This window comes from Cohnella sp. GbtcB17 (genome assembly GCF_019091135.1).
Taxonomy (GTDB): domain Bacteria; phylum Bacillota; class Bacilli; order Paenibacillales; family Paenibacillaceae; genus Cohnella.
On sequence record NZ_JAGXJW010000004.1, the window covers coordinates 37396 to 63058 of the forward strand.

25 protein-coding genes are annotated in these 25663 nt (G+C 61.2%); 18 read left to right on the forward strand and 7 right to left on the reverse strand.

What is annotated here, in order from left to right; all coding sequences use genetic code 11:
• Positions 1-13: 13 nt before the first annotated feature.
• The 7 genes from KVT38_RS02745 to KVT38_RS02775 all read left to right on the forward strand — a co-directional run bounded on the left by KVT38_RS02745 (position 14) and on the right by KVT38_RS02775 (position 4982).
• Positions 14-490 (forward strand): hypothetical protein, encoded by a 477-nt coding sequence (locus tag KVT38_RS02745; RefSeq protein ID WP_217592160.1) that lies wholly within the window; start codon positions 14-16, stop codon positions 488-490.
• Positions 490-2376: an ATP-binding cassette domain-containing protein gene (locus KVT38_RS02750; RefSeq protein WP_217592161.1), complete on the forward strand. Its 1887-nt coding sequence runs from the start codon at positions 490-492 to the stop codon at positions 2374-2376. Before KVT38_RS02745 ends, KVT38_RS02750 begins: the two co-directional genes overlap by 1 nt.
• Positions 2373-2849: a TlpA family protein disulfide reductase gene (locus KVT38_RS02755; RefSeq protein WP_217592162.1), complete on the forward strand. Its 477-nt coding sequence runs from the start codon at positions 2373-2375 to the stop codon at positions 2847-2849. The genes KVT38_RS02750 and KVT38_RS02755 overlap by 4 nt, the downstream gene beginning before the upstream one ends.
• Positions 2815-3018 (forward strand): hypothetical protein, encoded by a 204-nt coding sequence (locus tag KVT38_RS02760; RefSeq protein WP_217592163.1) that lies wholly within the window; start codon positions 2815-2817, stop codon positions 3016-3018. Before KVT38_RS02755 ends, KVT38_RS02760 begins: the two co-directional genes overlap by 35 nt.
• 100 nt (positions 3019-3118) lie before the next feature.
• Positions 3119-3676: a MauE/DoxX family redox-associated membrane protein gene (locus KVT38_RS02765; protein WP_217592164.1), complete on the forward strand. Its 558-nt coding sequence runs from the start codon at positions 3119-3121 to the stop codon at positions 3674-3676.
• The gene (locus KVT38_RS02770; RefSeq protein WP_217592165.1) at positions 3657-4151 is read left to right on the forward strand and encodes a hypothetical protein; all 495 of its coding nucleotides are present in this window, start codon (positions 3657-3659) and stop codon (positions 4149-4151) included. The genes KVT38_RS02765 and KVT38_RS02770 overlap by 20 nt, the downstream gene beginning before the upstream one ends.
• A gap of 33 nt (positions 4152-4184) precedes the next feature.
• Positions 4185-4982 (forward strand): sensor domain-containing protein, encoded by a 798-nt coding sequence (locus KVT38_RS02775; protein ID WP_217592166.1) that lies wholly within the window; start codon positions 4185-4187, stop codon positions 4980-4982.
• 103 nt (positions 4983-5085) lie between these two features.
• Here KVT38_RS02775 and KVT38_RS02780 read toward each other — a convergent pair whose 3' ends face one another.
• The 4 genes from KVT38_RS02780 to KVT38_RS02795 all read right to left on the reverse strand — a co-directional run bounded on the left by KVT38_RS02780 (position 5086) and on the right by KVT38_RS02795 (position 8426).
• Positions 5086-5394, reverse strand: coding sequence for a winged helix-turn-helix transcriptional regulator (locus KVT38_RS02780; RefSeq protein ID WP_217592167.1), 309 nt, complete (start codon positions 5392-5394; stop codon positions 5086-5088).
• A gap of 110 nt (positions 5395-5504) precedes the next feature.
• A complete protein-coding gene (locus KVT38_RS02785) occupies positions 5505-6446 on the reverse strand; it encodes an EamA family transporter (RefSeq protein WP_217592168.1) in 942 nt (313 codons plus the stop codon).
• A 218-nt stretch (positions 6447-6664) separates the two neighbouring features.
• Positions 6665-7480 carry a histidinol-phosphatase gene (locus tag KVT38_RS02790; RefSeq protein WP_217592169.1) on the reverse strand — a complete coding sequence of 272 codons (816 nt, stop codon included), beginning with the start codon at positions 7478-7480 and terminating at the stop codon, positions 6665-6667.
• Positions 7481-7523: 43 nt separating this feature from the next.
• Positions 7524-8426, reverse strand: coding sequence for a LysR family transcriptional regulator (locus KVT38_RS02795; protein ID WP_217592170.1), 903 nt, complete (start codon positions 8424-8426; stop codon positions 7524-7526).
• A 203-nt stretch (positions 8427-8629) separates the two neighbouring features.
• Here KVT38_RS02795 and KVT38_RS02800 point away from each other — a divergent pair, with 203 nt between their 5' ends.
• The 3 genes from KVT38_RS02800 to KVT38_RS02810 all read left to right on the forward strand — a co-directional run bounded on the left by KVT38_RS02800 (position 8630) and on the right by KVT38_RS02810 (position 12246).
• On the forward strand, positions 8630-10192 hold the full coding sequence (locus tag KVT38_RS02800; RefSeq protein WP_217592171.1) for an MDR family MFS transporter: 1563 nt from the start codon (positions 8630-8632) through the stop codon (positions 10190-10192).
• Positions 10193-10196: 4 nt separating this feature from the next.
• Positions 10197-10805 (forward strand): PadR family transcriptional regulator, encoded by a 609-nt coding sequence (locus KVT38_RS02805; protein WP_217592172.1) that lies wholly within the window; start codon positions 10197-10199, stop codon positions 10803-10805.
• A 175-nt stretch (positions 10806-10980) separates the two neighbouring features.
• Entirely contained in the window at positions 10981-12246 is a 1266-nt protein-coding gene (locus tag KVT38_RS02810; protein WP_368859046.1) for an MFS transporter, read from the forward strand.
• Between the two features lie 70 nt (positions 12247-12316).
• On the opposite strand, the gene KVT38_RS02815 is transcribed toward KVT38_RS02810, so the two are convergent.
• Positions 12317-13258: a zinc dependent phospholipase C family protein gene (locus KVT38_RS02815; RefSeq protein ID WP_217592174.1), complete on the reverse strand. Its 942-nt coding sequence runs from the start codon at positions 13256-13258 to the stop codon at positions 12317-12319.
• Between the two features lie 244 nt (positions 13259-13502).
• Between KVT38_RS02815 and KVT38_RS02820 the strand changes: the two genes are divergently transcribed.
• The 6 genes from KVT38_RS02820 to KVT38_RS02845 all read left to right on the forward strand — a co-directional run bounded on the left by KVT38_RS02820 (position 13503) and on the right by KVT38_RS02845 (position 20866).
• On the forward strand, positions 13503-13961 hold the full coding sequence (locus KVT38_RS02820) for a chemotaxis protein CheX (protein WP_217592175.1): 459 nt from the start codon (positions 13503-13505) through the stop codon (positions 13959-13961).
• Positions 13962-14184: 223 nt separating this feature from the next.
• A complete protein-coding gene (locus KVT38_RS02825) occupies positions 14185-14961 on the forward strand; it encodes an SDR family NAD(P)-dependent oxidoreductase (RefSeq protein ID WP_483298154.1) in 777 nt (258 codons plus the stop codon).
• 40 nt (positions 14962-15001) lie between these two features.
• Entirely contained in the window at positions 15002-16885 is a 1884-nt protein-coding gene (locus KVT38_RS02830) for a DEAD/DEAH box helicase (protein ID WP_217592177.1), read from the forward strand.
• 197 nt (positions 16886-17082) lie between these two features.
• Positions 17083-17868, forward strand: a complete 786-nt coding sequence (locus KVT38_RS02835) for an ABC transporter ATP-binding protein (protein WP_217592178.1) — start codon at positions 17083-17085, stop codon at positions 17866-17868.
• Positions 17861-19129, forward strand: a complete 1269-nt coding sequence (locus KVT38_RS02840) for an ABC transporter permease (protein WP_217592179.1) — start codon at positions 17861-17863, stop codon at positions 19127-19129. The genes KVT38_RS02835 and KVT38_RS02840 overlap by 8 nt, the downstream gene beginning before the upstream one ends.
• Before the next feature lie 189 nt (positions 19130-19318).
• Positions 19319-20866: a sensor domain-containing diguanylate cyclase gene (locus KVT38_RS02845; protein ID WP_217592180.1), complete on the forward strand. Its 1548-nt coding sequence runs from the start codon at positions 19319-19321 to the stop codon at positions 20864-20866.
• 110 nt (positions 20867-20976) lie between these two features.
• Here KVT38_RS02845 and KVT38_RS02850 read toward each other — a convergent pair whose 3' ends face one another.
• Complete coding sequence (locus KVT38_RS02850; RefSeq protein ID WP_217592181.1) at positions 20977-22290, reverse strand: aminotransferase class I/II-fold pyridoxal phosphate-dependent enzyme; 1314 nt, start codon at positions 22288-22290, stop codon at positions 20977-20979.
• Positions 22291-22440: 150 nt separating this feature from the next.
• Positions 22441-23055: a pyridoxamine 5'-phosphate oxidase family protein gene (locus KVT38_RS02855; protein WP_217592182.1), complete on the reverse strand. Its 615-nt coding sequence runs from the start codon at positions 23053-23055 to the stop codon at positions 22441-22443.
• A 114-nt stretch (positions 23056-23169) separates the two neighbouring features.
• Between KVT38_RS02855 and KVT38_RS02860 the strand changes: the two genes are divergently transcribed.
• Positions 23170-24810 carry an aminotransferase-like domain-containing protein gene (locus KVT38_RS02860; protein WP_217592183.1) on the forward strand — a complete coding sequence of 547 codons (1641 nt, stop codon included), beginning with the start codon at positions 23170-23172 and terminating at the stop codon, positions 24808-24810.
• Complete coding sequence (locus KVT38_RS02865) at positions 24803-25588, forward strand: helix-turn-helix domain-containing protein (protein ID WP_217592184.1); 786 nt, start codon at positions 24803-24805, stop codon at positions 25586-25588. The genes KVT38_RS02860 and KVT38_RS02865 overlap by 8 nt, the downstream gene beginning before the upstream one ends.
• Positions 25589-25663: the final 75 nt, after the last annotated feature.

The following is a 25663-nucleotide window of genomic DNA, read 5'->3' on the forward strand; positions in this document are numbered from 1 at the left end:
AGAGGGTTGAAACATGGAATTTCGCAAATTTATGCGCGGCAACGCGCTGGCGTATCCGAAGGGGACGAGGTTCCCCGAACGTCTTGCACTAAAAAGCGGCGAAGAGGAAACCGACCTGTCATGGCTTCACCATACGACTTCGGGCGCCGTCGTGTTCGTCATGAGCGCGGGCTGCGAGGCATGCGACCTGGATGCGGCTGTCGGCTTCATGGAGGAGCGTCCCGAGCTGGACTATTTGCTCCTCGCGGAGGCGAACGACGCGGATTATGACTTGCTCGTGAAGGAGCTTGCTCCCTTTCCGTGCCGCGTCGAACGATGCGAGATCTCGGCGATCGCCGATCGGACGCCGATCAAGGTGATCCCCTTGATGATCGTGCTGGATCCGGATGGCGTCGCGGTTGGGTCGGGCTTGTTCAATACGACGCTGGACGCGATCGCCCACGCCCGCTCGCTGGGCGCGGACGGCAAGGTCGCCGAAGCATCCGTGTAATGCGAAAAGTCGCACGCATCGCGTCGGATGCACTCGCGTCCGCTTGGCGGATGTACCGTTTTGACAAAGCGGGCGTGCTGCTCTCCCTCGCCGCGTTGGCTGGAAATGCGCTTCAGTCCTACGGGACGCTTGCCTTTACGGCGCAAACGATCAATGCCGCTGTCGGGAACGACGTCTCGGCATTCCTCACTCCGCTTGCAGCGCTCGCCGGTCTTCAATTGTTCGGTGCGGGCCTGAACGCGATTTCCGCTTACCGTACCTCTCGAATGCAGTTGGCCTACGCAAACGCCTGCGAAATGCGCCTGATCGAAGAAAACGGAGCGCTCACGCTTGCCGAGCAGGAACATCCGCAGTACGAGGAGCGGCTCGCCATGCGGCGATTCGCGGCTACCAAACCGTTCGAGCTGTACGCGCAGGTCGTCCAGCTGCTGTTGAAGCTGGCGACAGCGATCCTCGGATTCCGCTACTTGTCGGGCGTGCATCCCGCCGTAGGCGCGTTAGCCTTCGCTGTCGGCTGTCTGAAGGGCGGGCTTCACCTCATGCTCGTAAAGCGCAAAACAATGCTGAATGGGGAGCTTCACCGCGCATCGGTGCGCCCCTCGTATCTTTACAGCCTGTTGACCGGGTCGGCTTCGCAGAAGGAGTTGACGGTCTACCGCTCGCGCACTTATTTCAAAGCCCGGTGGCTGTCCGCAAAGCGAGTCTCCGACGGCATCCTGTCCCGCATTCAGCGGATGCAGCTATCGGCCGGCTTCGCCGGCGAGACGATATCCGCCGCCGGCTACGCGGCAGCCGCATGCTTCGCGGCTTGGACCGTCCGCGAACGCGGGCTGGGAGCGGGCGACTTCATGGCGGTCACGATGGCCATGAGCCTCATCTCCTCGAACCTGTCGTCAGTCCTTCAGAGCTGGGCCGGCGTCGCGGAGACGCACGCTCATCTATCCGGAGCGGGGGAGCCGATATCCGGCTCAAAGGGGTCCAAGGGGCGCGTAGACGAAAAACACGAGTTGAAAAGCGACCCCATGCTCGGCGACGCCGCAGGTGTGAGCTTCGAAGGGCGGCCAGGCGACGGAAGCGAAAATGGCCATGGAAAGCCGTTTGCCTTTGCCGAGACGATCGATCTCCCGGCGCTGCGGTATTTTTATCCGAACCGGGACAAGCCGGCGCTGGAGATCGGAGAGCGGCAAATACGCCGGGGAGAGAAAATCGCCATTCTGGGCGGCAAGGGCTCGGGCAAGTCCACTTTGCTCAAGGTCGTGCTCGGCTTGTACATCCCTGGTGGCGATCCCGTTCGCTATGACGGCATTCCTGTTGACGAGATTGACAGAAACGGCATGTTCGCGCGAGTTCAGGTGCTTTTCCAGGACTTCGTCCGCTATCAAGGTACGGTGCGTGAGAACATGGCCGCCGGTCATGCCGATGCGCTGCAGGACGACGCAAGGCTGCGCAGCGCGCTAGAGGCCGCGGGCCTCGGCGAGCTGGCGCAAGGACGCGGACCGGATACGCCGCTCGGCCAGATGGACCCGAGCTCGATTTATTTGTCGGGCGGGCAGTGGCAGAAGCTGGCCCTGTCGAGGCTGTTCCTGCGTCCCGAAGCCGATCTCGTCGTACTCGACGAGCCTACGTCGGCTCTCGATCCGCTGAGCGAGTCCGCCGCGATGGACGGAATCTGGCGGACGTTCGCGGACAAGACCGTACTGCTCGTCACGCATCGGGTCGCATTGGCCAGGCGGGCGGACCGGATTTGGGTCTTGGAAGAGGGACGTCTCGTAGAGGACGGCAACCACGAGACGCTGCTGGCGCTCGGCGGGCGATACGCCCGCGTGTGGTCCGAGCAGGAGGCGTTGCACGACCGACTCAATACGACAAGGAGCGAATCACGATGAGCTTGAGATTAAAGCCCGGCGCAAGAACGCCGATCGTCCCGCGGCATGGCTCGGCCATTCCCGATCTTGGACGCGCAGGCGCGCCGGGACCGAACGGAGAGCCGCGGCTCCTCCTCTTCGCCTCGCTTTACTGCGCCGACTGCATCGAACTGTTCCCGCAGTTGGCCCAAGCGTGCGCGGCTCTTCCCGAATATCGGCCGCTGATGTTCGTTGCCGGAGATCCGTGCGACGTTCGCGAGATGTCCGACTACTTTAAGTGGTCGTTCCCCGTTTTTCCCGTGAATGCGAGAGACATGCACGACGTACTGGGCGTGCGGACTTACCCGCTGGCCATCATCGAGCTCGGTGACGGCAAGGTGGCTCGCGCCGCAGCCGTTCACGACGACGGCGAGATCAGGCGGCTGGCCGATGGCCTGCTATGGAAAGGAGGTGATGAACATGGCTTGCACATGCCCGACGAATTACATCCTTGACGGCGAAATTCCGCAATACACGTATTGCGTCGCCAAAACGTGCTCCGCAAACGGCACGACGTATCCGAAGGAATACTGGATCAACAAGACGATCCAATGCACCAACACGATCGTGCCATTCGACGTATCTTACGTGAATTGCGATCAGCAAGGCGGCTGCTGCGTTTAACAGGCGTGCCGGGAGACGAGAACCGGGAGCCAGGAGCCGGGCTTAAAGCCCGGCTTCTTGCCTTTTGCCTGCTATTGTTGCCGAAAGGAGCGTTTAAGCGATGAATTGGGAATACGAAGCCGCCTGGCTGTGCGACTACGCGCTGGCCGTCGTCTTTGCCGCTTCGGCATGGGGCAAAGCGCAGGCGATGACGGATATGCGCATGGAAATGAAAGCATACGGACTGATATCGGCGACCCTTGTGCCTGCGACAGCATGGATGGCGCTGGCATTGGAGTGGGCGCTTGCGGCAGCCTTCGCAGCCGGCGGCACGCTGGAGGGCATCAAAGAGCTTGCGGCGATCGTCGTCCTGCTGGGCCTGACAGGACTGAGCTGGCGCCGTCAGCGGGCCGAGAATGAGAAGATCGGAGCGGGAGGATCGGCCGACTGCGGATGCTTCGGCGCGAATCATCCGCTTAGCCGGCGCCCGTTGCTGCGCAATGCTATATTCGTCGCGATCGCCGCCGCCGATTGGATCGCGGAGCGGCCCGCTCCGTCCGGCGCAGGCTTTGCGGCGTTTGCGTTGGCCGTCGCATCGACGGTATGGCTGCTAGAGGCGTACAAGCTGCAAAAGGAAACAGGGGAGAGGAGAGGCAAAAATGGACGCGTTGCCGGATGAGGCAGTTGCGACGCTGGCCGGCATAATCGCCGCTTGGGTATGGCTTTCGTACTGCCGGTCCGCGAGGATGCGGAATCGCATGCTTGGCGAGCTATTCGCGCGGGCGACAGCCGCGGCCGGCTTCGAGCCCGAAGCCGTACTCGTCGTGCAGCCGCAGCGGGGCGGGGATGCGCCATTCGCCGCCCGCATTCAGGAGGCGCCGCGAAGCTGGCATATCGTCTTGGCCGGTCCGGCATGGCTGGCGGCGCTGAAATGCACTGCGTGGCGCAGACCGGTAAGCGGCATCGACGTACTGCCGTTCGGGAAGGGGGCGCTGAAGGACGGCACGTACCTCGTCATTCGAAGACGACGGCGCTTCGAGCTTGTCCATGAGCTGCCGCTTTATATGGAGAGGCTGGGTTCGGCCTGGCCCGAGGTCGGGGCCGCATCCCCTTCCGCAGCCGCTGATGCCGCTTCGGACCGCCTGCTACAATGAAGCAAACGGTTCGGAAAGCGAGGTTGTTCCCTTATGAAATCCAATCCGCGCGCAAGCGCTTATGCAGCCTGGAAGCTGCAGCTCGGCCTGCTGCCGCTCGGCGTGGCTGCTTTTGTCGTGGCGCTGACCGGCATCGTGCTCGGTCTCAGCCTGGCGATCGTCGGCATCGGCATCCCGATTCTGGCCGGCACGCTGGCCTGGAGCGCCGCGCGCATGAAGCGCGAGCAAAGACGCTGGTTGGCCTGGCAGGATGGCGGCCAAGCGCAGGACGAGCCCGCGGGCGCCAGTCTGACTCCGGAGAGCGAATCGCCGGATTCTGCGCGATCTTCCTGGAAAACCTGGTTCCGGTCGCTGGGCAACCCGCTCGGATATCGCGCAGCCGCGCACCAATTGCTCGGTTTCCCGATCCGCATCGCGCTATTCGTCATCTCGCTCACGGTGCCGCTGTCCGTCTTCGCGGTTATGCTGGCCCCGGCCGCTTACAAGGTGAGCGACTACTTGTACGGATACGTCCTGTACGACGACGCAACGATGCGGATGCTGCTCCCGCCGCTGTCGCCGTTCGAACGATCGCTCGTCGTCTCGGGGATCGGCGTCGTTCTGATGCTGTTCGTTCCGGCGCTGCTTCGGGCTTGCGGACGCGTCTATGCCGCCTGGCTCGGCTTCTTCGCAGGTCAGCCCGAGATCGCACCGCCCGCAGCCGCAAGCATGCCGGTTCAAACGCCTGCCATGCCGGTCGCCGAAGCGGGGGATTGGCTGGCCCGCGCCGAAGCGGCGATCAGCAGGTACGACGAAGATGCGCGCCATGGCCAGACGCCGCAGGCTCATTAACGCCAACGCTGCGCGCTAATGGACACAAAAAGAAGAGCAGCTCCGCCGAAAATCTCGGCTTCGGAGCTGCTCTTCTTGATGCGGCTTGGATACGGCGGCGAGCCTACATCCACTTTTCTCCCCAGTTCTGGATGGACTCGATAACGTTCTCCAGATCCCGGCCTTTGTCCGTGAGTTCATATTCGATGCGCACCGGCATCTCTGGGTATACGGTACGCTTGACGAGTCCGCTCGATTCGAGCTCCTTCATGCGATCCGTGAGCATCTTGTCGCTCATATCCGGAATTTGCTCCTTCATGTCCTTGAAGCGCTTTGGCCCGCCCATCAGCACGCGAACGATGAGGCCCGTCCATTTCTTGCCGAGCAATTCTGCAGCATGCTCGTATTTAGGGCACATTCTGGAGTAGTCCATGAGGCTCACCCCTTTCGTCTTTTTATTTTAGCATAGTACGCTCTAAATGAATAGAAGGAACAATAAAAATGTATACTACTAAACAAAAGTTAGTATAGCAAATTTGCGATTCAAATGCGAATGAGAACGAGTCCCCCAAGCAGGCAGATTAAAGCTGCATATTGAGGCAAAGACAGCCGTTCGCGGTAAACGGCCAGCGAGAGAATGACGACGACCAAGCTGTTGGCCGCAAATATGGGCGCGACGAGATGCGCCGGACCGTCGGCCAGCGCGACGGCATAAAGCTGTAGTCCGCCATAGGAAAACGCGCCTGCCGCCAGTCCCCACCGAAAACCGATGATAGCGGCGCGGGAGCGGGCGTCAATGTCCGGCCCCGCCCGCGAATCGGAAGAAGCGTAGCGTTCGCTGCGTGCGGCGAGCCAAGAGGCAACCACAAACCACAGCAAAGACAGCAAATAGCCGGCCCACAGTACGCTGGCGCTGTCCAGCCCGATGCGGTCCGTCACCTTCAATCCGCCGTTGCGGAGCACGAACAGGCCCATCGCGGCCAGCGCGAGCGGGTACCAGCTGCGGCTGCCCGTCCGCGGTTGGCCGGCCGTCCGCGGCTTAACGGCGGCGCTCCCGCCGGCCCCGCGCGTCCCCCGCAGCGATAACAGCGCGATGCCCGCCAGCAGCCACAAGGCGCCGAGGAGTCCGGTCGCGTGCGGCGTCTCGCCGAACCAGACGATGCCTGCGACCATTACGATGACGATATTCGCGTTCGTGAGCGGAGAGACGAGGCTGGCGGGACCGCGTTCGATCGCCCGCATGAACAGCAGGTTGCCCCAGGCTGAGCCCAGGCCGATGACCGCTCCGGCGGTCCAGACGCGCCAATCGTACGGCTGCCAGGAGTGCGTCAGCAGCGCTTGGATCCAGAAGCCTGCGGTGCCCGACGCGTACAGGCCTATTAAAAGCGAAGACAGCGCGCCGCCGCGCATCTGGCTTGCCTTCATGAAGAAGCCGGCCAGACCGAAGGCGAGCGCGCTGAGGACGGCGACGGCAAACCAATGCAAGCGACCTGCTCCTTCCAGCGTCTAGCGAGAATTCGAATAAGAACGTGTCTTTGTAACACAATTGAAACATTGCTGTTACCGGCGTGTCTTGGGCGTCGGTTAAAATAACGACCAAGACCCCCTTTTTCATATCATTGAAGGCCCGCCAGCGGTGGCGGGCCTCCTTTTTTTGTCCGCGCCGCACCGCCACGCCAATGAGGCTATATTACACAGACCTATTACAGCGGAACGACGACCTTTTGCTTCTGGCGGAAATAAACCCAGCGTTTAAAGCCGATCTCCTTCAGACGGCTGCGTACTTGCTCCCAATCGTCGCCGACTCGCTCCGGAATATGGGCGTCCGAGCCGAACGTTACGTCCGCGCCGAAATGCAGCGCCCGCTCAAGGATCGCGTCCGACGGATACCAGCCGCCGACGTCCTTGGTGCTGCCGCTCGTATTGATTTCCAGGGCAATATCGTTCGCCGCGACCGCTCTCAGTACTTCATCGATGTCTTCCTCGGCGCCGCGTATGTCGGAAAACGCCGGGTAGTAGGCCTTCATCGCGTCGATATGGCCAAGCACCTGAAACATGCCGGCGTTCGCGGATTCGGCGATCAGCTTGTAATACAGCTTTTTCTCGGCCGTATATTCGGACTTGTCGAGCTGCTTCCACCGGTTGCGGTTAAAGATGCTGATGCCGCGAGTCTGGTGGACCGAGCCGATCAGATAATCGAACGGATAAGGCGCGTAAGCCGCCCTGTAGATTTCGACGCTCTCCGGAAAGTAATCGGATTCGACGCCGAGGAGCACTTCGATCCGGTCCTGGTATTTCTCCTTCAGGCGCAGCACCTCGGCGACGTAATTCGGGAATTCGCTTTTCGCCATGGCGATGCCCGGCTGATATCGATCCTCTTCCCTGGCGAAGTAAGGGGAATGATCCGAGATTCCGATCGCCGTCATGCCTGCCCGAATCGCGGCTTCAATATAATCCTCGATGACGCCGGAAGCGTGTCCGCAGCGCTCGTGATGCGTGTGCAAATCGAATTTTTCCATAGGTTTCTGCCTCCTCGAGATCGACCTACCTTTATATTTATCCTTATTCGCTGCCGGTGAATTGATCCTCGGGCATGCCCTTCAAATCGTTCAGAAACTGCTTCATCGCATGGCTGACATAACGGCCGGACTTGGTGATGACACCGACGGGGTGGCTGACTTCGAGCTCCTCGACCGCGATCATCTTGAGGGAGCCCCGTCGCAGCTCGCTGGCGATCGACAGCTTGGACACGATGGCCGCACCGAGATTGAGCTCCACCATCCGCTTGACCTCTTCGCTGCTGCTGAGCACCATGACCGGATTGGGATCGATGTGATGCTCTCTGAAAATCCGGTCGACGAATCTGCGGCCGAGCGTATCGGGCGACAGCAGGATCATCGGAACGTCTCTCAGCATGCCCACAGTGACGCGATTGCGGGATGCCAGCGGGTGGCCCGGCGCGACGACCAGCTCGAACGTATCGTAGTAGAGCACCGAAGTCTCGACATGCGCGCTTCGCTCCGCCAGGTAGCCGATGCCGATGTCGACGAAGCCGTTTTCCACGCTGGTCAGTACCTGGGAGGAAGGCATCGTGTGGATTGTCGTCTTGATGAGCGGATATTGGTTTTGAAAATAGGAAAGAACCCGCGGCAAAATCTGCATCGCGATGGAGGTCGTCGTGCCCAGCACGATATGACCTTGGGGATTCTGGTCCAGATCGGACAGCTTCTGCTTCAGCTCTTCGACGATCGATAAGATGCGCTGGGCGTGCTCCAAAAATACTTGGCCGCGGTCGGTAAGCGTCACGGGATGGTTCCGGTCCACCAGAATCGTCTTGAACTCGTCCTCGAGACTTTTGATCTGCGCGGACACGGCAGGCTGCGTCAGGTTCAGGGCTTCGCCCGCCTTGCGGAAGCTGAGCGTCTTCGAGATCGTCTGCAGCGTCTCCAATTGGTTGATATTCAATGCTGTCACTCCATCCTATTTGAATAATTTATCGACAGGAGTGCGCGAATAAGAAGTTTTTGTAACCTCCATTTATTATAGAAGGAATCCGGCGGGTAAGCAAAGGAAATGAAGCAAAGAATAGGGGTTGCAACATACTCAAATTTGAGTATAATCAATTTGAACTTTAATTTCGGAAAGAAGAAAGAGGGAGCTATCCTGCCATGGATGCGAAAAAAAGCAATGTAAAACTCGCGATCGCCGGTCTTCTGCTCGGTTTGTTCATGGCCGCGCTCGACCAGACGATCGTATCGACCGCGATGAAAACGATCATCCAACGTCTGGGCGGACTGGACAAGTTCATTTGGGTGTACTCCGCCTATATGATCGCCATGGTCGTGGCCACGCCGATTTTTGGCAAGCTGTCCGACATGTTCGGCCGCAAGCGGTTTTTCCTATTGGGCGTAACGCTGTTCCTGCTGGGCTCGATTCTGTGCGGCACCGCCCAGAACATGGACCAGCTCATTATTTATCGCGCGATCCAGGGGATCGGCGGCGGCGCGCTTATGCCGATCGTGTTCACGATCATCTTCGACTTGTTCCCCGCGGAGAAGCGGGGCAAGATGATGGGGCTGTTCGGCGCCGTGTTCGGCATGTCGAGCGTATTCGGGCCGATCCTTGGGGCCGTCATCACCGACAATATCAGCTGGCGCTGGATTTTCTACATCAATGTGCCGATCGGTATTTTGTCGTTTGTCTTTATCGCTCGCGCCTACCATGAATCCGCGGCGCGGCGCAAGCAGGTCATCGACTGGCTCGGCGCGATCCTGCTGACGGCCGGCGTCCTGTCTCTGATGTTCGCGCTGGAGCTGGGCGGCTCCGACGGCTGGGCCTGGGACTCGTTCAAGACGATCGGCCTGTTCGTCGCATCCGGCGTGCTGCTCATTCTTTTCCTGCTCGCCGAGCGCTTCGCCAAGGATCCGATTATCGCGCTGGGCTTGTTCAAGAAGTCGCTGTTCACGAGCAGCATGATGATCAGTTTCCTTTACGGGGGCGTCATGATCGCATGCGCGACTTATATTCCGTTGTTCATCCAGGGCGTCTTCCACAAGACCGCCACACAGACGAGTCTCGTGCTGACGCCGATGATGATCGCGGTCGTCGTCAGCAGCCAGATCGGCGGCCTGGTCGCCGGCAAGTTCCGCTTCCGGACGACGATGGTCGTCTCCTCGATCGTGCTGACGATCGGCGCGGCGCTGCTCGGCTTCGCGATGGACTTGACGACGGGCCGCGGCATCATCACGCTGTACATGATAGTCGTGGGCCTCGGCATCGGCGTGTCGTTCTCCTTGCTGAACATCTCGACGCTCGGCTCCGTTCCGCCGCAGTACAAGGGCTCCGCGTCCTCGCTGATCACCTTTTTCCGGACGATCGGCTCGGCGCTTGGCATCACCGTGTTCGGCGCCATCCAGAAGCATGCCTTCCAATCCGGCGTGCTGGAGATGCCGGGCTCGAGCCCGGAACTGGCCGCGCAGATCAAGAGCGGTCAGGCATTGCTCGATCCTGCGATTCAGGCGGTCATGAAAATTCCGCAGGACGTGCTGCAGAAGCTGCTGGATACGCTTGGCGATTCGATCATCACGACCTTCCAATGGGCGGCTTTGCTGCCGGTGCTGGCATTCGTGTTCGCGCTGCTGATGGGCAAGGCGCGCATGGAACCTTCCAACGCCGGCAAGCCGGGCGCCGCGAATGCGGGCAACCCGCAGGGCGCGCGGGAGCGCGGCTGACGCCATGTCCATGAAGCTGCTCATCCTCGGCCTCCTGATGGAGAAGGACCGGCATCCGTACGAGATACGCCAGACAATGATAGGTCGCAATTGGAACCGTGCATTTAGGCTGCGCGATGGCTCTCTGTACTATGCGGTAGACCAACTGCGAGATCGCGGCTTGATCGAAGCGGTCCAGACCGTTCCGGTGCCGGGCGAGCATCGTCCGGACAAGACGATCTATCGCATCAGCGATGCCGGCCGGCGCGAATTCGACAAGCTGATGTACGCCCAGCTCGAGCAGCCGGCGTATCCCCAGCACCCGATGATGATGGCGATGCCCTATTTGTACCTCGCCGATCAGGCGCGCGTCGCGGAGATCGCCGAACGGCAGCTTGCCGCCTGCGAGGAGCGCATTGCCACGCTAGAGCAGGTGCTGGCGGTTAAGGCAAGGGGGATTCCGACAGGTTCGCTCAGGATGATCGACGGCATGCTGGCTTTCGGGCGCGCGGAGCGGGCTTGGCTGGAGACGGTCGTCGAGGAAGCCCGAAGCGGCGCATACGAACAGGAGCGCGACTCATCGGGCGGATGGCAACCTAAAGCCCGAAGCGCCGATTCGCCGCCGCAAGATTAAAACGCTTGGATCGGCCCCAAAAGCCTGCCGCAGCGCCTTGTGCGCGACGGCGGGCTTTTTGATTCGGTGCGACCGACGCAGGATACGCAGGTAATTTTAAAGATACGAAGGAGAAGAACCCCGTTCGCGTCGAATGGAAGAGGAGGCAAAAATACCGACAGAAGAGGGCGATGCGGTGCTGGACGATAAGAAAGCGATACGCGCGTGGATCATGTACGACTGGGCGAACTCCGCGTTTGCGACGACGATCATGGCGGCTGTCATGCCGATCTTCTACGCGGGTGTCGCGGCAAGCGGACTGGAGGACGGCAGAGCGACGTCTTACTGGGGTTTTACGCAGACGGCAGCGGCGATCGTCATCGCTATCCTGTCGCCGCTGCTCGGCGCGATAGCCGACCGTTCGGGCGGCAAAAAGCGATTTCTCGGTTTTTTCTCGCTCCTGGGCGCCGCGGCTTGCATCGGCATGGCGTTCATTGGCGAAGGAGACTGGCTCGCGGCTTCGGCGCTCGTCATCGTCGGCATGATCGGCTTCGGCATGGGCGGCACTTTTTACGATGCGCTGCTTAACGACGTGGCTTCGCCTGCGATGCGGGAACGAGTGAGCGCGAAGGGTTATGCGATGGGGTATTTGGGCGGGGGCGTGCTGCTCGCGGTCAATCTCGCGCTCATCATCGGCTATAAAACGTTCGGCTTCAAGGATTCGGCCGGCGCCTCGCAGGTTTCCTTCGCCATGGTCGGCGTCTGGTGGGCGCTGTTTTCCATCCCGCTCTTCAAGCATGTGCGCGAAGCGAAAGGCATGCCGGGCAAGTCGGCGGCGGACAGCGTGCGCGAGGGACTGGCCAGACTCGGGCAAACGTTCCGCAGCATCCGGCGCTACCCCGAGCTGTTCAAGTTTATGGTCGCGTACTGGTTTTTCTTCGACGGCATCAATACGATTATCGTCATGGCGACCAGCTACGGAACCGACATCGGCCTGGATCAGGAAGCGTTGATCGGCGCGCTGCTGCTCACGCAGTTCGTCGGATTTCCCGCGACCTGGCTGTTCGGGCGGCTGGCGGACCGGATCGGCGGCAAAAAGATGCTGTACGGCGCGCTGTCGGTGTACGTCATCATCGTGCTGCTCGGCTATCTGATGACGAACGAGTATCATTTTTTCGCGCTTGCGCTGCTCGTCGGACTCGTCCAGGGCGGCGCCCAGTCGACGTCGCGGGCGATTTACAGCCGGCTCATCCCGCCGGGGCGCACCGCGGAGTTCAATGGCTTTTTGAGCTTCACGAGCCGCTTCTTTTCCTTCGGCGGCCCGCTTGTGTTCGGCGTCGTCGGCGTGCTCACCGGCTCAAGCCGCGCCGCGCTGCTCGCGATCGCCCTCTTTTTCCTGATCGGCATCGCGCTGCTTGCCCTTGTGAAGCTGGAGAAAGGGTGGCGCGAAGCGACGGAATGATGCGGGGGCCGGCGGTCCGACGATGCGCAGTCTGAAGGTCCAGCGATGCGGGCGGTCCGAAGATGCGAGGTCAGACGACCGGCTCCGCAAACGTGATCGCGGCGCTGCCGCAGGGCAGGCCGGTCTCATAGGAGACGTTGCCGACAAGCGACTCGAAGACGGCCTTCGCTTCTTCGGCTTCGCTGCCGCTATGGGCGCCAAGCCAGCGCAGCCCGGCGGCGAGCGTTCGCTCGCCGTCTTCCAAGGCGCGGTCCCATAGATCGTACACGCTCTCTTGCCGAATTCGCGTCCGGTCAACCGGGTCGATCCAGCCGCTGCGCCTCGCGTTCAAGACGTCCCAGGGCGGAATTGTCCGCGGCGGCGAAAAAGGGGCGAGCATCCCGAACGTCAGCCTGCCCTTCCAGCCGCTCGGATCGAAGAAAAGGCGCTGCGCGGCGGCGAACTGCCGCACGGACGCATCGAGCATGTCGGCTGTTAGCTCGCGGGCGAGCCCGGGATAATGCTTGCAGGACAAGGCGTACAACATATCCTTCATGCCCCCGGGGAGTTTCCCGCCCGTGTCGATCTCCGCCGATACGGGCGTTTTTCCCGTATGGACGCCAGCCCGGCGCCACATGACGACCGAATCCATAGCCGTCTCGAACTGCTGATGCTTCCATTTACCGAAGCCGGACAGGCTGAACACATAGGGATGCACATGCCGGTCCAGCACGTGATGGAGCAAGAAGCCTGCTGCATACGCGACCTCCTCCGCATCTCCCTTGCACTTGCGCGTCGCATCGAACAAGTCGATCAGAAACGGCCCGCACTCGATGTTGTGAAGCAGGCTGCCTAACCGGTTCGCAGGCGTGCGCGAACGCTGCCAGGGCAGGAAGTGGTCGTAAAACAAAAAGTCGGGCCCCTGGCAGCCGAGCTGAAAGGCCGCTCGCTGCGCGGGCTCTCTCATATAAGGAAGCCGAAGCGCTTGCGCGAGCTCTCGGCCGAATTGGATGTGCGCCCAAACATTTGGCATGCTGATCCTCCGTAGGTTCGCAGAACTGGGACTAAGTTGCCTTTATTCTAGTGTTTTTCGACAGGGTCTTTTGGACTATTGTCGTTCGAAAGTACCGCGATTTAACGAAAATAAGTATACTTGTACTACTTATTTAAGTATAATGATGGCAACAAGGCAAGAAAAACGGTATTTTGTCGAAATGACGCGCAGACAACGAGTTCCAGCGGTACAGAATCGGCTCGCAAGGAGGCATCGCTCGCGAATGAAGGCTGAATATATCAACCCATTCTTGGAATCGGCCCGTATGGTCATCGAGCAAATGGTTCAAATTCGGCCCAGCACCGGTCAGTTGGCGGTGAAGGACATCCAGTTCGTGGACCATCATGTGTGGATTCAGATCGGGCTCACGGGCCATATGAGCGGCGATATCGTATTCGGTCTTAGCGAATCGGTCGCGCTCAAGATCATATCCGCGATGATGGGCGGATTCACCATTACGGAGATCGACGAGATGGGCAAGAGCGCTATCTCCGAGCTGGGCAATATGATCAGCGGCAACGCATCGACCATTTTGTTCAACCAGGGCGTCCACGTCGATATTACGCCTCCGCGCATCGTTCATTCGATGCTGGAGAGTCATGGAGAGACTCGCCGCGCGCTGGCGGTGCCGCTCATCATGGACGGGATCGGCGAGATGGAGATTCAGGTATTGATCGCTTGATTCGAGCGGCTTGGGTCCTCCGGTCGGCGCGACATATCGCCGTACCGCACGATATGCTACAATAAGGAAGCCCCGCAGGGGGCTTTTTTAGCTGGCAGGAATTAATTATGACGGATATTTACGGCGCGCCTCGGAGCAAGGAAGGCGCCGATAAATGACCCCGCAGCGATCGGATGCTGTCCGGTGCTGCGGGTAGCGAAGAAGGAGAATGACGATGTCTTCCATCGACCTGCGCGGCCGCATCGTACTCTTGACCGGCGCCTCGAGCGGGATCGGCGCGCTGGCTGCGCGGATGCTCGCGGAGCGCGGCGCGGTGCCCGTATTGGCCGCCCGTTCCGAGGACAAGCTGGCCGCCGTGTCGGCCGGAATTCGAGGCGAGCATGCGGTATTCGGCTGCGACGTGCGGAGTACGGCTTCTGTCGACGAGACCGTCGCGCGGACGCTCGAGCGCTACGGCCGCATCGACGCTTTGGTGAACAATGCGGGGTACGGGGAGTTCCTTCCCTTCGAAGAGACGGACCTGGCGCGATTCGAAGCGATGATGGACGTCAATTATATGGGTACGGTGCGGTTTTGCAAGGCTGTGTATCCGTCCATGAAGCGGGCCGGGGCCGGCCACATCGTGAACGTCGCCTCAATCGCGGGCAAGATCGGGACGGCCAAGGCGACCGGGTACGCGGCCTCGAAGCACGCCGTGCTGGGCTTTACCAATTCGCTGCGGCAAGAGCTGCGAGGCAGCGGCATCCGAATCTCCGCGCTTAATCCGGGACCGATCGATACGCCGTTTTTCGACCGGGCGGATCCGGGGGGCGCGTACAAGCGCAATATCCGGCGTTTTCTGATGCAGCCGGATACGGTCGCGAAGGCCTTGGTGCGGCTGCTGGAGACGGGCAAGGCGGAGCGCGATATGCCATGGGTGTCGGCCGCAGGCGCGAAGCTGATCCAGCTGTTTCCGGTGCTGACGGCCGGCGTGGCCGCCCGATTGCTGAACAAGAAATGAAGGCCGCGCCGATCGGCGCCGCCGCAAAGGAGAATGAACGATGGCGGAAGAACGGATAGAACGCGGGGAAACGGGCGAGGAGGCTTCGGCCGAGGGGCAGGCCGACAATATGGCGGCTGAGAATAATGCCGGAGCGAATGCCGAAGCCGGAAACAGTGCCGAAGCGAATACCCAAGTGAATGCGAACGGCGGTGCGCGCGCGAAGGACGGCAACAGTGCCGAAGCTGCGGAAAAGCGCACGTTTGGCGATCTCGGTCTTGGCGCGGAGCTGACCGGCGCGCTGGCCGCGGCCGGCATTCTGGAGCCGACCTCGGTGCAGGCAGGCGTCATTCCCGAGCTGCTGGCGGGTAGAGACGGCGTGCTGCGGTCTCCGACGGGCTCGGGCAAGACGCTGGCCTACCTGCTGCCGCTGCTGCAGCAGGTGGACCCCGCTAAGCGCGAAACGCAAGCCGTCGTGATCGCGCCGACGCAGGAGCTCGCGATGCAGATCGTGCGCGTATCGGAAAAGTACGGCGAGTCGTTGGGCGTCAAGACGGTCGCCTTGATCGGCGGCGCCGCCCTGTCGCGGCAGCTCGACCGCATGAAGGGCAAGCCGGCGATCGTCGTCGGCACGCCGGGCCGCATTCGCGAGGTCGCATCGCTTCGCAAGCTGCCGCTTCAGGCGGTTCGGCATGTCGTCGTCGACGAGACCGACCGCGTCTTTTCGCTGGGGGGCAAGGGCGACGTCGAATTCGTGCTGAAGGGCGCGGCCAGAGACCGGCAGACGGTATTCGTCTCGGCGACGCGTTCGGATACGATGCGGGCCGCCGAGGCGAAGTGGCTGCGAGATCCGTGGGAGACGACGGTTCGCCAGGAGCAGGAGCCGGGGCTGCCGCAGACGATCGAGCATCTGTACATGGTCAGCGACCCGCGGGACAAGATCGATCTGGTGCGGCGACTCGTTCGTACGATGAAGCCTGCTTCGACGCTGCTGTTCGTGAACGACATCGAACGGATCGGCGAGCTGCTCGCCAAGCTGCGGTTCGAAGGCTTTGCGGTGGATGCGTTGTACGGCGACACGCCGGGACGGGAGCGGGGCGAGGTGCTCCGCAAGTTCCGCGAAGGGAAAACGAAGCTGCTGATCGCGTCTGACGTAGCCGCCCGCGGGCTCGACGTGCAGGAGCTCGCGCTCGTGCTGCAGTTCGAGCCGGCGCTCGACGCGGATCATTACGTACACCGCGCGGGCCGTACCGGCCGGATGGGGCGGAGCGGGACGTCGATTACGATCGTGACGCCCAAAGAGCAGTTCATTATGGACAAGCTGGGCAAACAGCTGCGCATTGAGATCCGCGAGCGGCGCCTCGCGCGCGGCAAGCTCGAGGCCGTGAAGGGCGAAGCGAAGCAGCGAGAGGCAAAGCGGCCGGACGCCAAGGAAGAGCGGCCCGGATCGCAATGGAAAGGCGCGGCAGCGCATAAGCGTGCGCCGGGCGGCCCGGCGTCGGAGGCCGGTTCGCAGAAGCCAGGACCTGGACGCCAAGCCGGAGCGGAGCGGCGGGCTGGCAGTCGGCCGGGAGCCGAGTCGGCGAGCGGCGGCGGGCCGAAGCGCACGATCGGCGCGGGCGAAGCGAGGCGGACGGAGGGGGCCCATGGGCAGGAGCGTCCGCCGCTGGCGGGAGCCGCCCGCGGGCCGGTTCGCGAGCGCGGCGGAGAGCAGGCGCGCACGCAAGTAGCCGGCGCGAACGGGGCCGTCGCCGCAAGGCGGGATGCGTTCGCTGCGGGCGCGCAACAGGCCGACAAAGGTAAAGGCAGCGGCAAAGCCGCGCCGTCCGCGCGTCCGGCAGCCAAGGGCAAGGTCAAGCAGGATCGGGAGCGCGACAGCAAAAATAAAGGGGCGCCGCGCTGGCTGAAGGAAAAGCGGGCGAACAACGCCCCGCCAACCGAATAGAGGCCCGCTTGCGGGCGAACGGGGCGATGCGGCTGCCCGTGCCGCATCGCCCCGTTTCCGTTTTTGAGCGCATCGCAGCTTGAGACAAGCTTTTGAGGAGGCCTGCATCCAGTCTTCTGCAATACCATAGAGATGCAAGCTTACCGCGGCTTCGTTATAATGAAGAGATATCCGTCCATTCGAGGAGGTTGCGAACCATGGCAACCGCGTTAACGCTAGACAAGCTGACGGGCGGCTACAGCGCGCGCAAGCCCGTGCTTCACGAGGTCAGCTTCGATATACAGCCCGGCGAGATGATGGGATTGATCGGTCTGAACGGCGCGGGCAAGAGCACCGCCATCAAACACGTATTGGGGCTGATGCTGCCGCAGTCGGGCGAGGTGCGGGTCGCGGGCCTGCGGCTTGCGGACGATCGCGAGCGCTACAGGTCGTCGTGCGCTTACGTCCCGGAGCAGCCGTCTCTTTTTCCCAACTTGACGGTGGCCGAGCACCTGCGCTGGACGGAGACGGCTTACGGGTTGGACGCCCAGACGGCTGCCCGCAGGACCGAGGCGCTTGCCGAGACGTTCCGCATGAAGCATGCGATGGGGGCGCTGCCCGGGACGTTGTCCAAAGGGATGCGCCAAAAGGTCATGCTGATGAACGCGCTGCTCGTCTCCCCGCCGCTGCTCATTATCGACGAGCCCTTTCTGGGGCTCGATCCGCTGGCGACGCGGGCGCTCGTTCAGGCGCTCAACGAGGCGAGAGCGGCCGGGTCGGCGATTTTGCTCAGCTCGCATATTTTGCCTGCGCTAGAGCGGAATGCGGATCGGATCGTCGTCCTGCATCAGGGACGCATCCTGGCCAGTGGCACGCCGGAAGAGGTCAAGCAAGCGGCAGGCGCCGCAGGTCGCGACTACACACTTGACGATGCGTTCGAACGGTTGATTCTGGCTGCCGACGAGAAGGCCGCGCCGCCGGAAGGAGGCGCCGTCCGTGGCTGATCCGGTTCGTGAGGAAAAGCCCCGGGGGCTTGGGGATTGGCGGCGCGAACGGGCGTCGGCGTTCCGGCGCGAGATGTTCCCATATCTGCGATATGTGGCGCAGAGCGGATTTGCGATGCTGCTGGCAGCGATCGGCATTACGCTGCTCGCCGGATATGCCGGCCTGCTGTCCGATATGCCGCCGACATGGCCGGCGGACGTCGTCGGCGTCGCCTTGGTCTTTTTCGCCTCCATCTATACGCCGCTTCGGAGCTACCTGCAGCCGGCCGATACCGTATTTTTGCTTCCGGCGGAGTCCGGCGTGCTGACGGCGAATCTGTACCCTGCGCTGCGCAGGTCGGCTTTGTTCGGTGCGCTTCGCGCACTGATCGTCTTCGTTATTTTTGCGCCGTTGTACGCCAAAGCCCCGGTCACGGCCGAAGCCGCTCCCGCCAAGTCGGCCGAATGGGCCGCGCTGGCGGCGGCGATCGCTTTGGTCGCCGGCTGGAATACATATGCGGCCTGGCAGGAGCGCCGGGCCGTATCGGCAACCGCACGGCTGGCGCTGCGCTTTGCCCGCTGGACGGCCGTCCTGCTGGCCGCGGCCGCTTTGCTGACCAAGCCGCTGCCGCTCGCAGCCGGCTTTGCGCTGCTCGTGGCGGCGGCCGTGTCGACGGCAGCGATGCTCACGCCTCGCCACAGGTTGCCGTGGGACCGCCTGATCGCAGAGGAGTCCGCTGCCCGTCGACGATGGCTCGCTTTCCTGGGCTGGTTCGTGGATATACCGACCGAGGCGCCTCCTGCCGCCTCGCGCGCCTGGATCGCCTGGATCGCGGACCGTGTACCGCGGAATCGGCGATTCGCCTGGCATTTTCTTTACGCGAAAACGTTTTTGCGCGGCGAGGCGTTCGGCGCCTTTTGGCGCTGGTGCGTGCTGATGGTCGTCATCGCGCTGTTCGCGCGTTCGACCGCCGTCGACGTCATGGTATACGTCGTCGGCATGGTCGTCGGCGGCCTCCAGCTCACCGAGCTCGGACGCATCCGTTTTGCCGAGCATGCTTCCGTCGTTCCGCTCTCTCCCGACGGACGACAGGCGGCTGCTTCGGCCGTCGTCCGGGTAGCGGGACTTGCCGCCGCAGCGCTGCTCTGGCTGGTCGCCTGGGCGCCGCATGCCGCCGGCTCTCCCGTCTGGTGGTTAATCGCACTTGCGCTCGCGCTGGTCTGGACCGGCTGGCTGCTGCCCGGGCGATTAGCCGCCAAAGACGAAGAAGAGGAGCTTTAGCGACAACATACAGACGATAAGCAGGAAATCAGTCCCTGTTATAGAATAGTACTTTGTAACCAAAAATTGACGGATTCTATCTTGCAAGGGGCTCGACCAGCCCGCTCATAAATGTATGCGCGAACAATCCGGCTCCCGATCCTAACGCCCGCATATAAAATGAATAGAAACCGATGGGAGGACTGATACATGGGCGGATTTTTAACGAACCTCGCCCTTCACATCATCCCCGGCGCGATGCTCGGCTGGCTGTCCGCCGAAGTCTTCCTGCGCAACCCCCTGCACCGGTTGAATCGCTTGGCTTCGATTGTGTTCGCCTTGATGGCGATGCAGTTCGGCGCTACGTTTCTCGCTTCGTTTTTTCCCGAGGCGGATGCGGCGAAGCTCGTCAACGGACTCTTGATCGTTCCGACTTGCGTGCTAGGATTCCTGATGATGTTTTTCGTTCGAGAGCTTGGCGTTCAGTCAGGCAAATTGCCTGTGCGTTACTTGGATATCGCGCTCGCCGTGCCTTTCGTTCTTATCGTACTGGTCGTATCCCAGCCGGGCGTTTACGGAGCGTATGGGGGAAACCTGGCGCTGAATCAGCGGGAAGGCGCGCAGGCCGGTTTGATCGTTTTGGCGGCGACGGTCTGGCTGTACGCTTCTGCGGTTTGGATGATCGGTTGGAATAAGGCTCGAAATGCCTCCGATTCAATCGGCTCTCAGCATGCGCAGGCCGGCTTGGGGATTCTCGCAGGAGCTGCTGTGACATTGACGGCGATCGTGGCGGGACAGAGCGAATTTGCAGCGGCATATGCGCACCTGATCGGTCTGTATGCCATGCTGCTGTTCGCCTTCTTCATCCGCAGGGCGATTTTGCACTACGGCCTTATGCCTTCGGTCATGGAAAAGTATAGAGTGCTGTTCGAGCTGTCCCCGTTCGGCGTTCTTTTACTGGATGAGAATGGCCAGGTTCGCGAGGCGAATCCGGTCGTGAAGCTGTTGCTCGGCCTGTCGCCGGCGGAGCTGATCGGCAAGCCGATCTCCATGTTTCTCGATCGGGGCGAGCGGCTGCCGCTCGGCGAAGTAGGCTCGGCGATGCTGGAGGTCGGCATGGTCGACATGGCCGGCGAGCCCCGGCGGATGACCGTTCATCTGAATGAGGTGACGGCGGAGGGAGAGCGAATGTACTGCGTCGTGCTTCAAGATGAGACGGGGCGCAAAAAAGCGGAAGAGGAAATCTGGTATCTGGCCTATCACGATGCGTTGACGGGCGTCGGCAATCGGCTTTATTTCCAGGAGACCTTGTCCTCGCTGCTCCAGAACGGATCGGAAGGCGCGCTGCTACTGCTCGATCTGGATCGCTTCAAGGCCGTGAACGACCGTCATGGCCATCAAGCGGGAGACAAGCTGTTGCGCGAGATTGCGTCTAAATTAAGGGAGTGCACGCCAAGCAACGGGATGCTGTTCAGGTTGGGCGGCGACGAATTTGCCGTGGTCCTTCCCGATGTCGGCGACACTAGGCAGCCTGCGGCGACGGCGGAACAATTGCTGGCCGGATTGACGGGGCATCGCGGGGCGATCTCTCCCGACTCCCCCGTGACGGTGAGCATCGGCATCGCGCACTGGCCGGCTCACGGAAGCGATACGACCGCGCTGCTCCACGCGGCGGACGTCGCCATGTACAAGTCCAAGGACCAGGGGCGCAACCGATACAGCGTTTATGTGCAGGCGTTTGCCGGCACCGGCGCCTAAAACAGCGACAAAGGCAAAGGCCTTGCCGCCGTCATCCAATGATGAACGGAAGCAAGGCCTTTCCATTTCTTCGGGAAGCATTTGCGAGGATTGCGCGGGAAAACAACCGGCTACGCTTGACCGGCCGCCTCGGCTTTGATCTCGGACACGGCGGCGTAGATGCGGTCGAACAGATCCTCCAGGTAAGGCTCTTCGATGCAGGAAAACGCGACGCGCAGGTCATGCTGGCCGAGCGCGATCGTGCCGACTTCGTAACGGTCGAGCAAGCGCTGGCGGACCTCCTCCGCACTGATGCCGTCGAGCTTCAGGCACATGAAGTAACCGGAATTGAACGGGTAATAGCCCCACACGCCTTCGTACTTGCCGCTGTCGAGCAGGCTCTTCACCTTGTTGGCGCGGCCTTTCATGATGGCGTATTTTTCGGCTTTTTGAGCTTCGAATTCAGGCGACTTGAGCGCGTCCAGCACGAAGGTCTGCGAAGGGTGCGGCCCGCTCGAGATCGTCGCGCGGATGATGCCGAGCGTCTTCTGCTCCAGGGCAGCGAGCGCCGACTCCGACGTTCCGCCGAACGTAATGAAGCCTACACGGAAGCCCCAAACGTATTCTTCCTTGGTGGCGCCGTCGATCTTGACCGGCAGCACGCGTTCGTGCAGGCCGCACAAAGCGCCGAAGAGCGATTCGTGCATCGAGTCTTCGAAGAAAAGCGCGAAGTACGCGTCGTCGGTCACCGCGACGACATTGATGCCGGCTTCTGCGGCGTCTTTAATCGCGGCGACTATCGAGGCGCCTTCCTCGCGGCTCGGCGTATAGCCGGTCGGGTTGTTCGGGAAGTTGAGCAGCACGATCGCTTTGCCCTGTTCCTTGCGGGAGAACAGCGCCTCGCGCAGGCCTTGGGCGTTGAACAGACCGTCTGCGCCATAAAGCGGGTATTCCACGATCTCCGCGCCACGGCGAATGCCAAAGGTTAACTCATAGTTTTCCCAGTTCTTGTCAGGTATAATAACGGCGTCACCGACATCGGCGAACAGATCGGCGACGATGCTGAGGCCGTGGGTCAGCGCGTTCGTGACGACTGGCATGCTGAACGTCTTGCCTTCGAGCGAAGGGTTCTCCTTCAGCATCTTTTCGCGCCAAGCGGTGCGCAGCTCAGGCTTGCCGGCCGGGGGCGCATATTCGTAAATATCTTTCGGATTATAGGCGGACAATTTGTCTTGGATCATTTTCAGGTGCATCGGCTGCCCGTTCTCCGTCGCGATACCGATCGTCGCGTTATACGTTTTCGCTTTTTGCTTCGCTTCGGCGGATTGGCTCAGGATGCCGATCTTGGGAAAATAAATGGCCTTGCCGAGTCCGGATAACATCTCCGCGAATCGAGGCTGTTCCTTGGCGATGGTGTCGTTGAGCTGTTGGGCGAGGGGGTTCATTGCCGTCATCCTTCCACATGATCGAGTTCCCTTGTGAGAAATTTTCTCAAGCAGGGCATCAGTTGCTATTATACACGATCGTTCCATACGCGTCACCCGCGCATCGGTTCGGAAGGTGAACAATCCATGAGCGTTTTCGTTATAGCTGGTTTAATCGCGCTTCGGCGCCCATTCCTTCATGAACGAGACGGTTTGCGGATCTCCGTGTCGGCCCCTGCCGTCTAATCCGTTGATCACCTCGTCACGTTTTTTGTCGGACAGATTTTGCCCGAATTTGAATTTGCCCGTCATTTCCTCCACGCCAAGACGCAGCACGGCCACGCCTTTGAGCTGGGCGGCATACTTCGGATGCGCAGCATCAATAGGCAGATGACCGCCCTCAGGCTGAAGCTTGGCCATGAGCGCCGTGAGCGCGATCGCCTTTTCCTCGGCGTCTTCCACCTGTTCGACCCGGCCGCGGATCCGCACGGAGCGGAAGTAGAGCGTCGCCGGACAGGCCATCAGCGGATCGCTATAATAGGAAGGGATAAACGCATGCGCTTCATAGACGACGAATTCCGCCCGGTCGTCTTTCGCGAGACCGTTCATTTTTTCTCCCTTTTTGCTTCCGTGAAAATAGACGTTCCCCGTCGCGTATGCGTAATTCAGCGGCACCGCCTTCGGCCAGCCGTCGCTGCTGATAAAAGTCAGCACGCCGTCGTCCCGTTCGTTCAGAAACGCTTCGCAAACTTCCCGATCTTCCACTTCAAACTCTTTTCTGCGCATTGCAGCCGCCTCCCTTGTTTGCTGTGGTCTTATTCTAAGCCTGACATTGACAAGTCAAAAGATCCAATTTACATTAAAAACATTGGTCCATTGCAAGAAGAAAGCGGGGCGGCGATGAGCATTCAAGTACCCTATGACAGGCGATTGTCGGCCTGCGGCGTCAAACATCTCGCCTTGTATCAGGCTATTCGCGACAGCATCGTCGCAGGCAAGCTCCCGCCCGGCGCCAAGCTGCCCTCGACGCGGACATTGGCCGACGCTTACGGCTTGTCCCGAGGCAGCGTCAGCATCGCATACGAGATGCTCGCCGCGGAAGGCTACGTACGCGCATCGGTCGGACGAGGCACTTATGTCGCAGGAGCGGAAGCGCGATTCTTAGATTCCCGCCAGAGGCAGAGCAGCAGCGGTGAAGGAGCGGAGCTGTCCTCGAACGCTGAAGCGCTTGGCGGGGACAATGGGCTGCCTGCGACTCGCTTCCCGACCTCGCCGGCGGCATTGGGACTGTCGGGATGGGGTTTGAGACTGATTGGCGAGGCACGCCTGGGCGAGTCTGCATGTGATAAAACGCAAGGTGAACGACCACCGCTTCAACAATCGATCTCCTTCAAACCGCGCGGCATGGGCGAGCAGTGGTTCCCATGGATGTCCTGGAAAGCCGCGGTATCGGCGGAATGGAGGCGGCGCGGTCCCGCTCCGGCGGAGGACGGTACAGCCGCGGCGGGCAGCGAGGAGCTGCGTCGGGCGATCGCGGGAAGGCTGCGACGCGAACGCGGCATCCTATGCGAGGCGGAAGACATCGTCGTGACGGGCGGCTCGATGCAAGCGATCGCGCTGCTGGCGCAGCTGCTGCTTGAGCCGGGCAAGTCGGCCGTCTCGGAGGATCCCTGCTACAGCGGCATACAACGGGCGATTCGGGCGAGCGGCGCAGCGTTGATTCCGGCGCCGGTCGACCGCCAAGGCATCGTGCCGGACGATTGGCCGGCCGAGCTGCTGTTCGTTACGCCCACCCGTCAGTTCCCCACCGGCGCCGTGCTCACCTACGAACGTCGGATGGCGTTGCTGGATTGGGCTGTCAAACGGAGCGCTTGGATCGTCGAAGACGACTACGACAGCGAATTCCGTTGGTCGGGAAGACCGCTCGAGCCGCTCAAGGCGCTCGATCGCCAGGAGCGGGTCGTATACGTCGGCTCGTTTTCGCGAGCGATGCGTCAGGAAGTGCGGATCGGTTACGCGGTGCTGCCGTCCGCGCTTCGCGAACCGTTTTTGCTGGCCAAACAGCTTTACGATCCCTATCCCGCAGGCTTGACCGAACAGCGCGCTTTGGCGGACTGGATGAACCAGGGGGAATACGACCGCCATTTAAGACGCAGCCGCCGCATCTTTAATCGGCTGCAGGGGCTGCTCCGGGAGGAGCTGTCGAAGCTCGAGCCTCTGTTCGACGTACATCCTGCGGACGCCGGATTGCTGTTGTTCGCGACTTGGAAGGATTCGCCGGAACGTTACGACCAATTCGCTTCGGCATGCAGGGAAGCGGGTGTAAGCTGGGGCGACGGCTCGATTTACGTTGCCGAGCGGCGGCCGGATGAGCGTACCGCCTTATTCGGTTTTGCGCACCTGGACGAAGAAGGCATTGCCGCGGGAATGCACCGGATTCGCGAGACGGCCGTACGGCTGGGGCGCTTGAACGCACGTGCGGAAGTCGCGAACGCAGCGCAAAAGTACGCAGCAAGAAATGGAGGAGCGGAAGATGCTTGATGCATCGCCGGATGCCTACGAGCTCAAGCTGTACCTCGCCAAGATCGTATGCGAGCCCGGCTGGAAGTGGCAAAAGCGAGAAAAACCGCTCGCGAACTACGACTTGTTTTACGTATGGAGCGGAGAGGGCGAGGTCGTCCTGAATGGCCGGGCTTACCCCGTAGAAAAAGGCAGTTGCTTCCTTTTCAGGCCGGGAGACCATACGAGCGCGACGCACAATCCGCAGAAGCCGCTCGTATTAACCTACATTCACTTCGACGTGAACGTGCCGGTGAAGCTCGTGCCGGAGCCTTACCGGATTTTGCGGGATACATTCGAATTCGAGCATCTGCTGGCGCGGTATGTTCGGCTCTTCCTCGTCAAGACATTCGCGGCGGAGGAAGAAGCGAGGCTCGTGCTCAAGCAGCTCATCATTCATCTGTTGCGAAACGACCTGGAGGAGCCCGTCGAGCGCAAGGCTAGCAATCAGCTGACAGAGAGCATCCACGAGATCGCCAACTATATCCGGCAGCATCCGGGGGAGTCCCACAGGGTGGACGATCTGGCTGCGCGAGCTGGTTTGTCGCCCCGATATTTTTCAGTCAAGTTCAAAGAGCTGATCGGATCCTCGGTGCAAACATACATGATACGCACCAGGATCGAGCGGGCGCAGCATCTGCTGCTGCACGCGGGCATGAACGTGACCGAAGTCGCCGACGCGCTCGGTTACCGTGACATCTTCTTTTTCAGCCGTCAGTTCAAACAATATACAGGCAAGAGCCCATCGGAGATCCGATAGGGCTCCTTTTTTTGGAAACGGCTGCGGCGATTTTGATCAGTGGACCTATTTTCGCCATGGCAACGGTATCCCCTT

Coding starts and splice junctions, on each gene's coding strand:
- KVT38_RS02750 (WP_217592161.1), top strand. CDS start 490: ATGCGAAAAGTCGCACGCATCGCGTCGGATGCACTCGCGTCCGCTTGG.
- KVT38_RS02760 (WP_217592163.1), top strand. CDS start 2,815: ATGGCTTGCACATGCCCGACGAATTACATCCTTGACGGCGAAATTCCG.
- KVT38_RS02815 (WP_217592174.1), bottom strand. CDS start 13,258: ATGCCAAATGTTTGGGCGCACATCCAATTCGGCCGAGAGCTCGCGCAA.
- KVT38_RS02835 (WP_217592178.1), top strand. CDS start 17,083: ATGGCAACCGCGTTAACGCTAGACAAGCTGACGGGCGGCTACAGCGCG.
- KVT38_RS02855 (WP_217592182.1), bottom strand. CDS start 23,055: ATGCGCAGAAAAGAGTTTGAAGTGGAAGATCGGGAAGTTTGCGAAGCG.
- KVT38_RS02850 (WP_217592181.1), bottom strand. CDS start 22,290: ATGAACCCCCTCGCCCAACAGCTCAACGACACCATCGCCAAGGAACAG.
- KVT38_RS02820 (WP_217592175.1), top strand. CDS start 13,503: ATGAAGGCTGAATATATCAACCCATTCTTGGAATCGGCCCGTATGGTC.
- KVT38_RS02860 (WP_217592183.1), top strand. CDS start 23,170: ATGAGCATTCAAGTACCCTATGACAGGCGATTGTCGGCCTGCGGCGTC.
- KVT38_RS02745 (WP_217592160.1), top strand. CDS start 14: ATGGAATTTCGCAAATTTATGCGCGGCAACGCGCTGGCGTATCCGAAG.
- KVT38_RS02800 (WP_217592171.1), top strand. CDS start 8,630: ATGGATGCGAAAAAAAGCAATGTAAAACTCGCGATCGCCGGTCTTCTG.
- KVT38_RS02780 (WP_217592167.1), bottom strand. CDS start 5,394: ATGGACTACTCCAGAATGTGCCCTAAATACGAGCATGCTGCAGAATTG.
- KVT38_RS02775 (WP_217592166.1), top strand. CDS start 4,185: ATGAAATCCAATCCGCGCGCAAGCGCTTATGCAGCCTGGAAGCTGCAG.
- KVT38_RS02755 (WP_217592162.1), top strand. CDS start 2,373: ATGAGCTTGAGATTAAAGCCCGGCGCAAGAACGCCGATCGTCCCGCGG.
- KVT38_RS02770 (WP_217592165.1), top strand. CDS start 3,657: ATGGACGCGTTGCCGGATGAGGCAGTTGCGACGCTGGCCGGCATAATC.
- KVT38_RS02805 (WP_217592172.1), top strand. CDS start 10,197: ATGTCCATGAAGCTGCTCATCCTCGGCCTCCTGATGGAGAAGGACCGG.
- KVT38_RS02845 (WP_217592180.1), top strand. CDS start 19,319: ATGGGCGGATTTTTAACGAACCTCGCCCTTCACATCATCCCCGGCGCG.
- KVT38_RS02865 (WP_217592184.1), top strand. CDS start 24,803: ATGCTTGATGCATCGCCGGATGCCTACGAGCTCAAGCTGTACCTCGCC.
- KVT38_RS02765 (WP_217592164.1), top strand. CDS start 3,119: ATGAATTGGGAATACGAAGCCGCCTGGCTGTGCGACTACGCGCTGGCC.
- KVT38_RS02830 (WP_217592177.1), top strand. CDS start 15,002: ATGGCGGAAGAACGGATAGAACGCGGGGAAACGGGCGAGGAGGCTTCG.
- KVT38_RS02790 (WP_217592169.1), bottom strand. CDS start 7,480: ATGGAAAAATTCGATTTGCACACGCATCACGAGCGCTGCGGACACGCT.